Raw genomic sequence first — 13,586 nt, 5'->3', positions numbered from 1 at the left:
ACCAGAGGAACTGCTCATGAACGCTTATTATCTGCTGGCTGTAGCCATCACCGCCGAAGTCATTGCCACCACCTCGATGAAGGCGGTGAAGGGATTCAGCACGCCGCTGCCGCTGGCCCTCGTGATCGTGGGCTATGCGATTGCGTTCTGGATGCTGATCCTGGTCGTGCGCACCATTCCGGTGGGAATCACTTATGCGGTCTGGTCCGGGATGGGTATCGTGCTGGTCAGCGTCGCGGCGTTCTTTATCTACGGGCAGAAGCTGGACCTGCCCGCGATGCTGGGGCTGGGCCTGATCGTGCTGGGCGTGGTCGTGATCCAGATGTTCTCGAAAACGGCCGGGCATTGAAATCACGTTCCCCTATAATGGCCGGACTCTTTATCCACCGAGGTGCCCATGCCAGCTGTTATTTCCACTGACGTCCTGATTGTCGGAGCGGGTGTTGCCGGTCTCTGGCTCAACGCCCGGCTGCGTCGTCAGGGGTTTTCCACAGTGCTGGTTGAAAGCGCAGGCCTGGGTGGCGGACAGAGCCTGAAATCCCAAGGCATCATCCATGGCGGTGCCAAGTATGCACTGCACGGCGCGTTGTCCGGCGCATCGGAAGCCATCGCCGACATGCCGCGCCGCTGGCGTGAGGCGCTGGCCGGCACCGGCGAGCTGAACCTGACGGGCGTGCGCATCCTGTCCGAAGCGCATTATCTCTGGTCGCCCGGCACCCTCGCTGGCAACCTGACCAGTTTCTTTGCCAGCAAGGCGGTGCGCGGGCGCGTCGATCAGGTCAAGGGCGACGCGTTGCCCCCGGCGCTGCAAAACCCGCGTTTCAAGGGCAGGGTGTATCGCCTGGCCGAGCTGGTCGTCGATGTGCCGAGCCTGATCCAGCGCCTCGCCGACCTGGCCGGTGACAGCCTGCTGGCTGGCCAACGTATCGAGCCGGTGCGGGAAGCCGGCGAACTGGTGGGCCTGCGCGTCGACGGTCGCGAAATCCGCGCCCAGCGCATTGTGATGAGCGCCGGTGGCGGAACGGCCGATCTGCTGGAGGCGCTGGGCGTCTCGCAACCGCAGATGCAGCGTCGTCCGTTGCACATGGTGCTGGTCAAAGGCCCGACCCTCAAACCACTGTTCGCGCACTGCCTGGGCGGCGGACCCAAGCCGCGCATTACGGTCACCACTCACCCGGCCGCCGACGGCCAGTGCGTCTGGTATCTGGGCGGCGATCTGGCCGAAGCGGACGGCGTGGCCCGCGAGCCGGCGGCGCAGATCGCCGCCGCACGCAAGGAGCTTGAGTCCCTGCTGCCGTGGGTCGACCTCAGCCAGGCAAAGTGGGCAACGCTGCGGGTAGTTCGCGCCGAGCCTGCACAATCGGGCCTGGTTCGTCCGGACAACGCGTTTGTCGACGTTCAGGACCGGCTGATGGTCGGCTGGCCGACCAAGCTGGCCCTGGCGCCGGACTTCGCCGATCGCGTGCTGGCGGCGCTGTCGAAAGACGGCATTCATCCGACACCGCAACCGGCGCTGACCGACGTGCCGCGTCCGCCATTGGCGATACCTGTCTGGGACCAATTGCTGCCATGAGCCTCAAGACCCTCCACGAGCTGCATCGCCCGCTGGGCAATACCGGCCTGAGCATTTCGCCGCTGGGCCTGGGCACCGTCAAGCTGGGGCGCGACCAAGGCGTGAAGTACCCCAATGGCTTCACGATCCCCGACGATGAGCAGGCGCGCATGCTGCTGAAGATGGCCCGCGACATGGGCATCAACCTGATCGACACCGCGCCGGCCTACGGCACCAGCGAAGAGCGCCTCGGCCCGCTGCTGAGGGGCCAGCGTCAGGACTGGGTGATCGTCAGCAAAGTGGGTGAAGAGTTCGAGAACGGTCAGTCGCGGCACGACTTCAGCGCCGCGCACACGCGTCTGTCGGTGGAGCGCAGCCTGAAGCGTCTTGAAACCGATTTTCTGGACCTGGTGCTGGTTCACTCCGACGGCAACGATCTGGCGATTCTCAACGACAGCGAGGTGTATCCCACCCTTGCCGAGCTAAAGCGTGAAGGCAAGATTCGCGGTTTCGGCTTTTCCGGCAAGACGGTCGAAGGTGGCCTGCTGGCGTTGCGCGACGGCGATTGCGCGATGGTTACCTACAATCTGAATGAGCAGGGCGAAAAGCCGGTCATCGATTTCGCGGCAACCCATGACAAGGGGATTCTGGTCAAGAAGGCGCTGGCCAGCGGTCACGTCTGTCTGAACCCTGGCGTCGATCCAGTGCAGGCCAGCTTCCAGCTGCTTTTCGAACATCCGGGCGTGGCCGGTGCTATTGTCGGGACCATCAATCCGATGCATCTGGCGCACAACGTCGCGTGCGCCGCCGCCGTGATTCGCCGTCAAGCCTGATGTAGGCGGCCGACCCCAACGCAAGAAGGAGCCGAAATGCCGCGAACCCTGATCCGGAAGAACCCCAGCAATTTCAAGACCCTGCCGCTGTTCGTCGAAGCCACCTCCGAAAGCCTGAGCTACCAGAGCATCGGCATGCCGATGAACTTCGCCCAGACCTTGCAGCGGCGGCGCAAGATCGAAGTACCCGACACCGAACGCTTCGCGACAGAGCTGGCCAACCTGGGTGTGTCCATTCGCCTGACCATCAGCTGGCAGAACCGTGATTACTGGGTGTTGGTGCGTCAGCGTCGCCAGGACCGTGGCGATGTGGTGCTCAAGCTGATTTCCGGCTACGTCCCGGCCCACGAACTGACGCTGCCGCTGCACACTGCCATTCAGGAAGTGGCCGAGGAATGCCTGATCGAAACGCCGCAAGGCTGGCTGAGCGGGCGCTTCAAGGACACCTGGCTACCGGCGCCCTACTCCGCGGCCCTGCATTACCGCGAGGCGATGCCGTTCAGCCTGACGCCGTTGTCCGGTGCAGCCCGGCCGATCAAGTGCGGCAACCTGAACCTGATCGAGCGTCCACGCGCTTACGTGCATCTGCCGACCGCGTCGTTGCAACTGATCTATGACATGCGCCTGGAAATCCCCAGGGATGCCCGACCTGTCAGCCTGTTCCATGTGGACGAAGCGCTGGAAAACGATCAGCTGGTAGCGCGGCTGAACCGCAGCAAACCGGACCTGTACCTGATGCCGCTGGAAAACGGCGCGCCGTTGCCCGAGCTGTACACCCTCAAGCGCGACAAGCTGACCCCGGCCAGCACCCGCGGCTTGTATCTGGCGGAAAGCTTCGCGATTCAGGAAGGCTGGGTGGTACGTGACGAGCGCATTCGCTGGAAGGACTGGCTGCGCCAGCAGGGCATGACGCCCGCGCCGAACAAGAGCGGCCTCAAGCGCCTGACCGGCAAGGCCAGGGCGCTTCTGGAGCTGGCGCGCAGCAGTTTGAGCAAGTGACCCGGGCGGGTCACTGTTTGCGGATTTTCTCGACGATGGCCGTGGTCGAGCTGTTCTCCACCAGACCCAGCACTTTCACTTCGCCGCCGTAGGCTTGCACGATGTCGGCGCCGACCACCTGATCGATTCCGTAGTCGCCGCCCTTGACCAGCACGTCCGGCTTGACGTGGCGCAGAAGGTTTTCCGGCGTACCTTCGGAAAAGCTGATGACCCAGTCCACCGCACCGAGGCCGGCCAGAACGGCCATGCGCCGGTCGACGCTGTTGATCGGGCGACCAGGCCCCTTGAGGCGGCTCACCGAAGCATCGTCGTTGACCGCGACGATCAGTCGATCGCCCTGGGCGCGGGCCTGCTCCAGGTAGGTCACATGGCCTGCATGCAGAATATCGAAGCAGCCATTGGTGAAGACGATCTTCTCTTTGTGCGCACGGGCATCCTCAACCGCCAGCTGAAGCTGTTCCAGGCCGAGAACGCCGCGCTCCGAACCTTCGGAGCGCTGGATGGCACGGCGCAGCTCCGGCGCGCTGATCGCAGCGGTACCCAGCTTGCCGACCACGATACCCGCCGCCAGGTTCGCCAGACCCACGGCCTGCGGCAGGTCTTCACCCGCTGCGAGGGCCGCGGCCAGAGTGGAAATCACTGTGTCGCCGGCGCCGGTGACATCGAACACTTCACGGGCACGCGCCGGCAGATGCAAAGCGTTCTGATCCGGGCGCAACAGGGTCATGCCGTGTTCGCCGCGAGTGACCAGCAAAGCGCCCAGTTCCAGTTCTTCCATCAGCTGTGCGCCCTTGGCGACCAGCTCAGTCTCATCGACACAATGACCGACGATGGCTTCGAATTCGCTGAGATTCGGGGTAATGATGGTGGCGCCGCGGTAGATCGCGAAATCCTTGCCCTTGGGATCGGCGAGCACCGGGATACCGCGGGTGCGCGCGGCCTGGATCAGCAACTGATGGTTTTTCAGCGCGCCCTTGCCGTAATCGGACAGGACCAGCACTTTGACGCCGTCGAGCAGGGTATCGACTTCCGCGCTCAGGGCCACTGCATCGGTGGCGAACGGCTCCTCGAAATCGATACGCAGCAATTGCTGGTGACGGCTCATGACCCGCAGCTTGACGATGGTCGGCTGGCTGGCGATCCGCTGGAAACGCGCCACGACACCGGCGGCCTTGAGGCTGTTGGTCAGGCTGTCGGCAGCCTCGTCTTCGCCGGTGACACCGACCAGCGAAGCGGGCGCGCCAAGGGCGGCGATGTTCAAGGCGACGTTGGCGGCACCACCGGGACGATCCTCGATCTGGTCGACCTTGACCACCGGCACCGGTGCCTCGGGGGAAATTCGCGAGGTACCACCATGCCAGTATCGGTCGAGCATGACATCGCCCACCACCAGGACAGGCGCTTGATCGAAACGCGGCATGGACAACTTCATCGAACAACCCGTACTAAGAATGAACAGGGGCGGAATCTTAGCACAGGGTTTGGAACAGACTGATCCTTGGCTGCTTCAGAAAGTCTCCGGGCTGGCATAAAGCGTAGGCGCCAGGACGAATCCTGCACGCCCGGCCGGCGGCGCTTCACGGGAGCACAAGCGCCGCGCCAGGCTCAGACCGCGCCGACCGGCGCCGGCTCGTCCAGGCCCATGGCATGCAGGCGGGAATAGTAGCCGTTCTGCGCCAGCAGTTCGCCATGAGTGCCACGCTCGACGATGCGACCGCCATCCATGACCAGAATCATGTCGGCTTTTTCGATGGTCGACAGGCGGTGAGCGATCACCAGCGTGGTGCGGCCTTTCATGACCTGATCCAGTGCCGCCTGGATGTGGCGTTCGGACTCGGTATCGAGCGCCGAAGTGGCTTCGTCGAGAATCAGCAGCGGCGAGTTTTTCAGCAAGGCGCGGGCAATCGCCAGACGCTGGCGCTGTCCGCCGGACAGCAGCACGCCGTTTTCCCCGACCTGAGTGTCGAAACCCTGAGGAAGCTGGTCGATGAACTCCTTAGCGTAGGCGTCGGCGGCGGCAGCCTCGATATCGGCACGCGGCGCGCCGGCCAGATCGCCATAGGCAATATTGTTGGCCACGCTGTCGTTGAACAGGGTCACGTTCTGGGTGACCTGGGAAATGTGGCGGCGCAGGTTACGCAGTCGATAGTCGTTGATATCCACGCCATCGAGCAGGATATTGCCGGTTTCATGGCCGTAGAAGCGCGGAATGAGATTGGCCAGGGTCGACTTGCCGCTCCCCGAGCGGCCAACCAGCGCGATCATCTGGCCGGGATCGGCGGTGAAGCTGATGTCGTCCAGCACCTGCCGTTCGGTCTGTGGATACGTGAAACTCAGATTACGCACTTCCAGCCTGCCGGTAACCCGGTCCAGCTCGATGCTGCCGGTGTCCACTTCCGGCTCGACGTCCAACTGCTCGAAAATGCTCTCGGCACCGGCGACACCTTTCTGGATCGTGGAGCTGACTTCGGACAGCTGGCGGATCGGCTTGGGCAGCAAGCCCGCTGCCGTAATGTAGGCCACCAGATCACCCGCCGAGGCCTCGCCTCGCAACAGCAGCACCAGAAACATCAGCACGGCCATCGCGGTATAGATGACCAGTTGCAGCATCGGCGTGTAGATCGCCCCGGTACGGGTCATTCGCAGCTGTTTTTCGGTATTGCCGTTGCTGGCGCGGGCGAAACGGTCCTGCTCGTACCGCTCGCCGCCGAAGCTGCGCACCACGCGATAGCCCTGGATGGTTTCGGAGGCCACGTGGGTAACGTCGCCCATGGCCACCTGGATCTTCTTGCTCTGTTTGCGGAATTTCTTGCTGGCGGTGCCGACCATGACAGCGATCAACGGCAGAATGGCGAGCATCACCAGCGTCAGCTTCCAGTTCATCCACATCAGGTAGACGAACAGGAACACCACCGTCAGGCCCTCACGGATGACCACCTTGATGGCATCGGTCGCAGCGCCCGTCACCATGGTGACGTTGAAGGTGATGCGGGAAATCAGGTGGCCCGAGTTGTGGGTGTCGAAATAGCGGTTGGGCAGGACCAGCAGCTTGTTGAACAGCTCGACCCGCAGATCGTGGACCAGGCCCAGCGAAACCTTGGCCAGGAAGTAGTTACCGAGAAACGAGCCGAAGCCCTGCCAGGCCGCGATCAGTACGATCAGCAGCGGCACGGCCTGCAGCAGTTTCAGGTCTTGCAGGTACGGCACATTGGGAAACAGGACGGCATCGGGGTTGGTCAGGCCGTCGACGAAATACTTGAGGATACCCGCCAGCATGGGCTGGGTAGACGCGAAGATCACGAAGCCGATGATGCTGAGCAGAAAGATGCCTGCGTACGGACGCACATATGACAACAAGCGGAAATAGATTTTCACGCTGGATGTGGCGGACGATTCGGAGGGTTTCATGAGAATCCGTCGTGTCAAAAAGAGGCCGAATTGTATCACAAGCGGGTTTCGTCACTGTTTGCTGCGGTAACATACGCGCCCGTCCTGCCCCAGGGGCATAGACAACCGGAGTATCGATGCAAGCGCTTGACCACGCCCATTACCTGAATATGGTCCAGGGAGCAGAAGTCCTTGAAGCCGACGGCTCGGGCGACAAAGTATTACGCCTGGCCGACGGTTCGATGCTGAAGCTGTTCCGCCGCAAGCGCGTGGTCAGTTCGGCTGCCTGGTATCCCTATGCCCGGCGCTTTGCCGACAACTGCACGACCCTGGCCAATCGGGCCGTCCCGTGCCCGCATGTGCGCAAGGTCTATCGGATCTCAGACATCGCCCGCGACGCCGTGCACTATGACCCGCTGGCCGGACGTACCCTGCGCCAGGTACTGAACGAGGCGACCAGCGATGACGAGCTGCGGCTGCAGTTGGGGCGTTTCATTGCCAGCCTGCATGAAAAGGGCGTGTATTTCAGATCGGCGCATCTGGGCAACGTGGTCCTGACCCCTGAAGGCCAGCTCGGCCTGATCGACATCGCGGACATGAAGACCTATCGCCGCCCACTGCGCAAGCACCTGCGCCTGCGCAACTTCAAGCACATGATGCGCTATCCGCAGGATCGGCAGTGGTTGCTGGGCAATGGAAATCGCGCGTTCCTCAACGGCTACCTCAGTGGCCAGAGTCTTTGCAGTGCTGCGGAAGTGGCGCGGTCGCTGGACTAGACGGGCTGCCCGTGGGGCAACAGCGCCCGACCCGGTAGCGGCGAGCTGGCTGGCGAAGGCATTCTGTCAGGCGCCACATCCGCAGGTCATGTACCGCCCGCTTCGCCAGCAAGCTGGCGCCTGCGCAGGTTTACCGGGTTACAGCCGACGTCGACTCTGCACCACGCGCCCCAGCACCATGGCCGCCGGCAGCAGCACCAGCACCCACAGCTCATCCGGATTGCCGATCAGCTTGGCACCGTCAAAGTTGAGCATCACCAACGCACAGGCCAGATACAGACCCCAGCCTTCGCGCAGACGCACGGCGTTCCAGAGCGTCGCGGCCATCACCACCAGAAACAGCACCAGCGAAACGGCACCGGTGTAGAGCCCCATGGACACGAAAATGCTGTGCGGATGCTGGATCGGCATGCCGCCGGTCAGGGTCTGGTCGGTATGGAATTCCACACCGCAACCCAGCAGCCAGCCGCAATTGCGCCATTCGCCGGTCATGATCTGGAACAGCTCGATCCGGTAGGAATCGCCTCGCACCAGCAACAACTGAATCCATTGCTCATCCTTGACCACCCAGAAGCCCAGCGCGGCGACCGCCGCCAGTGCCAGCAGAACCGGGACGCTACGCTTGGGGGAGCGGTAGAGCGAGTAAAGCGCGCAGACCCCGAACAGGAATGCCGCGCCAACCAGCGCGGTACGGGTCTGAACGATGAAGGCCGCCACCAGCAGGGTCACGAACACCGCGCAGCCGGCTTCGACCCAGCGGCGCTCCCTGACCCAGACCGGCAAGGCCAGCGCCAGGCAGCAGACCAGCCAGCCGCTGGCGTAGATCACGTTCTCCATGCGCGCCGGCAGAAGATTCACGCGCTCGCCGAGCGCGAACTGTCCGGTCGACCAACCGTAGACGCTGACGGCAAGAATATAGAGACAGACTGTCCAGAACTGGCCGCGGATGAACGGCGAGCTACGGAAGAACTCGTTGCTCACCAGCCCGCCCACGACACAGACGAACAGGCTCACGTAAAGAATGTGCTTGTAGAACTGGAATTCCCCCGCCACCAACGCCGGGGCCAGGAACCAGGCCATGAACACGGCCCACGCCACCCCCAGGGGCTGACCGAGCACGCCCGCACCGCGATGCTTGAGCATGAAGAACAAGCCGGGCAGTGCGATCAGCGCATAGAACAGGTTGTTGGTGACCTTGGCCGACGGGTTCAGGATGTAACTCAGGAGAAAGACGATCAATGCCGCACTGAAGTAGATCGATACCTTACTGCCGGCAAAACCGGTTCGGTCAAATGACATTATTGAGCAACCAACCTGTGGCGAGTCCGGTGAGCAGAACGGCGATCAGCTTGATGCGATCCCGACGTTTGCGACGCTGCTTGTCCAGCCGTTCCTGCGGCACGACCACGTGCTCACCGAAACCGGTGTGCAAGACGGCGTCGTTTTCAAGGATCAAAGCGTAACGGTTCTCTGACGCAAACAATTGTGAAAGTTTCTTCTCGCCGCCATGCCCGGCATAGGGAGCGTGGCGCTTGTAGTCAGCCAGGCGCCGCAACCCTGGATTGAAAGAGAAACCCTGCCACTCGGGCTTGTGCGAGCCCAATTGGTAGAACGGGATACCCTGGACCACTTCACGCTCATGCAGGAATACGTAGGGGCTGTGGACAAGCAGGTCATGATTGAAGCTGCGCAACCAGACCTGCAAGGCCTGCGGATCGTTTTCCAGCAGGGTCATCGAATCTTCGATGAAGTGCGGGCGGTAGAACTCCCAGTCATCTTCACAATGGAACACCCAGGACGTCTCGATCAGCGAGTAAGCCGCGTCGACCGAGCGCATCTGGCCCAGCTTGGGATTATTGATGATGAAACGGGTATGAGGGCGCCAGTGCTCGGGTATGCAGTTGCGGACCTTGGCGTCACCGGAGTCCTCGGTGATCAACACATGGCGTATCGGCGAAGTGTTGAAACGGTCGAACGATTCCAGGGTACGTTTCAACAGGTCAAATCGACCACAGCTGGTCACCACCAGCGTAATGTCGCTGTTTTCGCTGAAAACCATCATTTATTCCCAACCATTGAGTATTCGACAAGCATTAACCGAACCAGCGCGAGCGCAAACGGTGTATCCAGTTTGCTGCAGGCATGGCGCGCAGCGGCGCATGCATTGCATCGACAATGGCTTTCCCGAGGGCGTGGAAGGTAAAACGCTCCTCGACCAGCGCCTGCCCGTTGCGAGAGATGTCTTCTGTCAGCGCAGGATTCTCCCGCAGCAGAGCCAGCTTTTCGCGAAGCTGGGGAATGTCTTTGTAAAGCACGATGTTATGCATGTCGACGAAGCCCAGCGCACGATTTTCTTGCGCACCCTGGTCGTAGGCCAGGAGTACGCAACCACAGGCCATGGCTTCGAAGTTCTTGATCATGTATTCGCCCATGCCGACGTCGGCGCCGACGAAAAAACGAATACGGTTCAGAGTGTCGCAGTATTCGGCACCGGAATTGGTGCGGGTGACGACCAGCGGCTCGACACGCCCCAGCTCATCCAGCAACGCCTTGCGGCCGCTGTACGCACCGCTTTTGGTGCTGCCGACGAAGGCCAGTTCGATATCGCGCTGCCGGCCTTGCCCCTTGAGCAGGGTCTGGTCATAGCCTTTGGGCACGAATACCGCATCGAAGCCTTCTTCGCGCAGCCGCTCGCTGACCACGAAGCCGGAGCTGATCACCCGCACCCACGGCATCTGGCGATAGTGCGCACTGAACTTGCCGCTGTATTTGCCGGGAACGTAGTTCTGGTAGGCGTCGTGCTCGAGGATCACCAGGTTGGGGATCGTGCGGATGAAACCGACCTGGCGGATTTCATGCTTGAAGCGCAGGAAAAAGACGATGCGGTCATAGCGCGTGACATCGACTTCACGGGTGAAATAGGCGCGCAGGTTGCGTTGCTCGCTGGAATCGAGCCAACGCACTTCACAATCACAATGCGCGGCAATGCCTTCATAGAGGCGGTCAAGGATGACGCGCTGTTCTTTCTGGACGAGCAGTAAGACTTTCATTGTTTTCCTTGCAGCGCTACGCCTGCTGAATCAGGTCGGTCACCAGCGGCAGACGCCAGAAGACGTCTCGCACTGCGTGGTCGGAGAAGCGCTCGCGCAGGCGCGACAGCATGCGGTCTGCACACGCCTGTCGCTGTGCAGGGTCAAGACCGGCCAAATGGACCAGACCTTGCGCCAGGCTTTGGGCATCGCCCAGCGGAAACAGCAGGCCGACGCCTTCGACCACTTCCTTGGCGCCGCCGCAGGACGTGGCGACCAACGGAACACCGGCGACCATGGCTTCGAGCAGGACCATGCCGAACGGCTCGTGATCGGAACTCAGGGCGAACACATCGAAAGCCTTGAAGTAACGCCGCGCTTCCGGCACTTGCCCCATGAACAGCACGTTGCCACCGATGCCCAGTTCCAGTGCCAGATCCTTGAGTGACCGTTCCAGGCGCCCTTCCCCGAGGATCACCAGCTGGCTGTTTGCCGGTAACTGCGGCAACGCAGCGGCAAAACCGCGCAGCAGTGTCGCCTGGTCCTTGTCCGGATGCAGACGCCCGACATTGCCGACAATCCAGGCATCAGCCGACAGACCCAGTTCGGCCCGAGCATCCTCGGCGCTGAACTGGCTGCCTTGCAGCTGCTCGATATCGACCCGGTTGTAGAGGGTCTGGATACGTTCCGCCGGCCACTTGGGCAGGTGTTCGCGCAGGTTGTCGCGCACCGCGTCGGACACGCCGAGCAGACTCAGGCGCTTCTTGAACAGATGGGCAAAAAGCTTGCGAGTGCGTCGCTGATAGTCGCCAATGTGATGATGAACGCCGATGATCGGCAGGCTGGTCGCCAGCATCGCGATGTACACCGGTTTGAACCGGTGCGCGATACAGAAGGCGAACGGGCGCGTCGCGGCGATCCTGCGCAGGTCGCGAATCGCGCCCAGCTTGAGGCCGCGGATGGCGCTGGAGCTGTAACCCAGGAACAACACCTCATCCGAGCCGCAGTCGGCGACCACGTCCGGATCGGCGGCACCGGTCAGAAATACCGTGGTGACCCGGTAGCCCTTTCCCGCGAACAGGCTGGCGTATTGTCGTGCGCAGTCCAGGAACGGCCCGTCATAACCGTGACAGAACTGCAGCACATGACGTTCAGTCGAGCGTGTCATAGGTCTCCACGCCGTCCTTGACCACCAGAATGTCTTCCATGATCAGGTATTGCAGGTCGGAGCCGAAGAACATGTTCAGCGCGTCGGTCGGCGAGCAGATCATGGGTTCACCGCGACGGTTGAGCGAGGTGTTGAGCGACACGCCGTTGCCGGTCAGGTTTTCCAGCGCCTTCATCATGTCGTAGTAGCGCGGGTTGTACTCGCGCTTGAGCACCTGGGCACGGGACGTGCCGTCTTCGTGGACGACTTCCGGCACGCGGGTCTTCCACTCTTCGGCGACTTCGAAGGTGAAGGTCATGAACGGCGCCGGGTGATCGATCTTGATCATCTGCGAGGCGACGGTATCGAGCATCGACGGGCAGAAAGGCCTCCAGCGCTCGCGGAACTTGATCTGGTGGTTGATGCGATCGGCCACGCCGGCCACGCTTGGGCAACCGATGATCGAACGACCGCCCAGCGCACGCGGGCCGAACTCCATGCGGCCCTGGAACCAGGCCACCGGGTTGCCCTCGACCATGATTCTGGCGATGCGCTCTGGAGTGTTTTCGATCTGGCGCCAGACCGGCTTGCTCGGGTGGCGAGCGCAGGCGGCGATGACGTCTTCGTTGCTGTAGGCCGGGCCGAGGTAGACGTGTTCCATCTTTTCCACCGGCACGCCGCGGGCATGGGACACGTAAGCGGCCGCGCCCACCGCCGTACCGGCATCGCCGGAGGCCGGTTGCACGAACAGTTCCTTGACTTCCGGGCGGGCGATGATGCGCTGGTTGAGCTTGACGTTCAGCGCACAGCCGCCGGCAAAGGCGATCTTGCCGGTTTCCTTGAGGATGTCACCCAGGTAGTGATCCATCATCTGCAACGCCAGCTTCTCGAACAGTGCCTGCATGCTGGCGGCGTAATGGATGTAAGGCTCGTCAGCCACGTCGCCCACGCGTTTCGGGCCGAGCCACTCGATCAGTTTCGGCGAGAAGTAGAAGCCCTTGCCGTTTTCTTTATAGCGACGCAGGCCGATCACGTTGGCCAGCTCGGTGTTGATCACCAGTTCGCCGTTCTCGAAGGTTGCCAGGCGCGAGAAGTCATATTTGCTGGCGTCGCCATACGGCGCCATGCCCATGACCTTGAATTCGCCGTCGAGCATTTCGAAGCCCAGGAATTCGGTGATCGCGCCATACAGGCCGCCCAGCGAGTCCGGATCGAAGAATTCCTTGATCTTGTGGATCTTGCCGTTTTCGCCATAGCCGAAGAAGGTCGTGGCGTACTCACCCTTGCCGTCGATACCCATGATCGCGGTCTTTTCCTGGAAACCGGAGCAGTGGTAGGCGCTGGAGGCGTGGGCCAGGTGGTGTTCGACCGGCTCGATCTTGATCTTCTTCGGATCGAAGCCCAGTTGCTCGAGGCACCAGACGATCTTGTTGCGATAGCGCTTGTAGCGGCGGTTGCCCATCAGCAGCGCGTCGAGCGCACGATCCGGGGCGTACCAGTAGCGCTTGGCGTAGTGCCAGCGCGCCTTGCCGAACAGGCTGATGGGCGCGAAGGGAATGGCTACCACATCGACGTCGGAGGGTTTGATGCCCGCCTGTTCGAGACAGAACTTCGCAGACTCGTAGGGCATGCGGTTCTTTGCGTGTTTATCGCGAACGAAGCGCTCCTCTTCGGCCGCTGCTACCAGCTTGCCGTCGATATAGAGCGCGGCCGAGGGATCATGGCTAAGGGCGCCGGACAGGCCAAGGATCGTCAATGCCACTGGGGTTCAGCCTCTTTAGTCTGCATGCGAGCGCAAGGCGCCCGAGAAAATATGTGCCCCTGCAAGGTCGGCCGGGGACAGCTAAAGCGCGGGATTATAGC

The 13,586-nt window shown here is 62.0% G+C and carries 12 protein-coding genes; 5 read left to right on the top strand and 7 right to left on the bottom strand.

What is annotated here, in order from left to right; all coding sequences use genetic code 11:
- The first annotated feature begins 16 nt into the window (after positions 1-16).
- From EGJ27_RS06675 to EGJ27_RS06660, 4 genes are read left to right on the top strand one after another with little or no spacing between them, the layout of a single operon-like run.
- On the top strand, positions 17-349 hold the full coding sequence (locus EGJ27_RS06675) for an SMR family transporter (protein ID WP_125829944.1): 333 nt from the start codon (positions 17-19) through the stop codon (positions 347-349).
- Positions 350-397: 48 nt separating this feature from the next.
- Positions 398-1,573 carry an FAD-binding oxidoreductase gene (locus EGJ27_RS06670; protein WP_125829943.1) on the top strand — a complete coding sequence of 392 codons (1,176 nt, stop codon included), beginning with the start codon at positions 398-400 and terminating at the stop codon, positions 1,571-1,573.
- Positions 1,570-2,385 carry an aldo/keto reductase gene (locus EGJ27_RS06665; protein WP_125829942.1) on the top strand — a complete coding sequence of 272 codons (816 nt, stop codon included), beginning with the start codon at positions 1,570-1,572 and terminating at the stop codon, positions 2,383-2,385. The genes EGJ27_RS06670 and EGJ27_RS06665 overlap by 4 nt, the downstream gene beginning before the upstream one ends.
- Positions 2,386-2,421: 36 nt before the next feature.
- Positions 2,422-3,384: a metal ABC transporter ATPase gene (locus tag EGJ27_RS06660; RefSeq protein ID WP_125829941.1), complete on the top strand. Its 963-nt coding sequence runs from the start codon at positions 2,422-2,424 to the stop codon at positions 3,382-3,384.
- 10 nt (positions 3,385-3,394) lie between these two features.
- On the opposite strand, the gene hldE is transcribed toward EGJ27_RS06660, so the two are convergent.
- Positions 3,395-4,816, bottom strand: a complete 1,422-nt coding sequence (hldE, locus tag EGJ27_RS06655) for a bifunctional D-glycero-beta-D-manno-heptose-7-phosphate kinase/D-glycero-beta-D-manno-heptose 1-phosphate adenylyltransferase HldE (protein WP_125829940.1) — start codon at positions 4,814-4,816, stop codon at positions 3,395-3,397.
- 173 nt (positions 4,817-4,989) lie between these two features.
- Positions 4,990-6,792 carry a lipid A export permease/ATP-binding protein MsbA gene (msbA, locus tag EGJ27_RS06650; protein WP_125829939.1) on the bottom strand — a complete coding sequence of 601 codons (1,803 nt, stop codon included), beginning with the start codon at positions 6,790-6,792 and terminating at the stop codon, positions 4,990-4,992.
- Positions 6,793-6,908: 116 nt separating this feature from the next.
- Here msbA and EGJ27_RS06645 point away from each other — a divergent pair, with 116 nt between their 5' ends.
- The gene (locus tag EGJ27_RS06645) at positions 6,909-7,547 is read left to right on the top strand and encodes a toluene tolerance protein (RefSeq protein ID WP_125829938.1); all 639 of its coding nucleotides are present in this window, start codon (positions 6,909-6,911) and stop codon (positions 7,545-7,547) included.
- Between the two features lie 138 nt (positions 7,548-7,685).
- Here EGJ27_RS06645 and EGJ27_RS06640 read toward each other — a convergent pair whose 3' ends face one another.
- From EGJ27_RS06640 to EGJ27_RS06620, 5 genes are read right to left on the bottom strand one after another with little or no spacing between them, the layout of a single operon-like run.
- Entirely contained in the window at positions 7,686-8,846 is a 1,161-nt protein-coding gene (locus EGJ27_RS06640) for an O-antigen ligase family protein (RefSeq protein ID WP_125829937.1), read from the bottom strand.
- A complete protein-coding gene (locus EGJ27_RS06635) occupies positions 8,836-9,609 on the bottom strand; it encodes a glycosyltransferase family 2 protein (protein WP_125829936.1) in 774 nt (257 codons plus the stop codon). The genes EGJ27_RS06640 and EGJ27_RS06635 overlap by 11 nt, the downstream gene beginning before the upstream one ends.
- 31 nt (positions 9,610-9,640) lie before the next feature.
- A complete protein-coding gene (locus EGJ27_RS06630; protein ID WP_125829935.1) occupies positions 9,641-10,597 on the bottom strand; it encodes a glycosyltransferase in 957 nt (318 codons plus the stop codon).
- 16 nt (positions 10,598-10,613) lie between these two features.
- Positions 10,614-11,744 (bottom strand): glycosyltransferase, encoded by a 1,131-nt coding sequence (locus EGJ27_RS06625; RefSeq protein WP_125829934.1) that lies wholly within the window; start codon positions 11,742-11,744, stop codon positions 10,614-10,616.
- Positions 11,728-13,485 carry a carbamoyltransferase gene (locus EGJ27_RS06620; RefSeq protein WP_125829933.1) on the bottom strand — a complete coding sequence of 586 codons (1,758 nt, stop codon included), beginning with the start codon at positions 13,483-13,485 and terminating at the stop codon, positions 11,728-11,730. The genes EGJ27_RS06625 and EGJ27_RS06620 overlap by 17 nt, the downstream gene beginning before the upstream one ends.
- Positions 13,486-13,586: the final 101 nt, after the last annotated feature.

Origin of the sequence: Pseudomonas sp. v388 (assembly GCF_003935425.1) — a bacterium.
Classification (GTDB): domain Bacteria; phylum Pseudomonadota; class Gammaproteobacteria; order Pseudomonadales; family Pseudomonadaceae; genus Aquipseudomonas.
Note: the sequence above shows the minus strand (reverse complement) of the source record. Positions and strands in the feature narration are given on the sequence as shown.

Bases quoted from the DNA above. Each gene is read 5' to 3' on its own strand.
- EGJ27_RS06635 (WP_125829936.1), bottom strand. From the start codon at position 9,609: ATGATGGTTTTCAGCGAAAACAGCGACATTACGCTGGTGGTGACCAGC.
- EGJ27_RS06645 (WP_125829938.1), top strand. From the start codon at position 6,909: ATGCAAGCGCTTGACCACGCCCATTACCTGAATATGGTCCAGGGAGCA.
- EGJ27_RS06625 (WP_125829934.1), bottom strand. From the start codon at position 11,744: ATGACACGCTCGACTGAACGTCATGTGCTGCAGTTCTGTCACGGTTAT.
- hldE (WP_125829940.1), bottom strand. From the start codon at position 4,816: ATGAAGTTGTCCATGCCGCGTTTCGATCAAGCGCCTGTCCTGGTGGTG.
- EGJ27_RS06675 (WP_125829944.1), top strand. From the start codon at position 17: ATGAACGCTTATTATCTGCTGGCTGTAGCCATCACCGCCGAAGTCATT.
- msbA (WP_125829939.1), bottom strand. From the start codon at position 6,792: ATGAAACCCTCCGAATCGTCCGCCACATCCAGCGTGAAAATCTATTTC.
- EGJ27_RS06670 (WP_125829943.1), top strand. From the start codon at position 398: ATGCCAGCTGTTATTTCCACTGACGTCCTGATTGTCGGAGCGGGTGTT.
- EGJ27_RS06660 (WP_125829941.1), top strand. From the start codon at position 2,422: ATGCCGCGAACCCTGATCCGGAAGAACCCCAGCAATTTCAAGACCCTG.
- EGJ27_RS06630 (WP_125829935.1), bottom strand. From the start codon at position 10,597: ATGAAAGTCTTACTGCTCGTCCAGAAAGAACAGCGCGTCATCCTTGAC.
- EGJ27_RS06640 (WP_125829937.1), bottom strand. From the start codon at position 8,846: ATGTCATTTGACCGAACCGGTTTTGCCGGCAGTAAGGTATCGATCTAC.
- EGJ27_RS06665 (WP_125829942.1), top strand. From the start codon at position 1,570: ATGAGCCTCAAGACCCTCCACGAGCTGCATCGCCCGCTGGGCAATACC.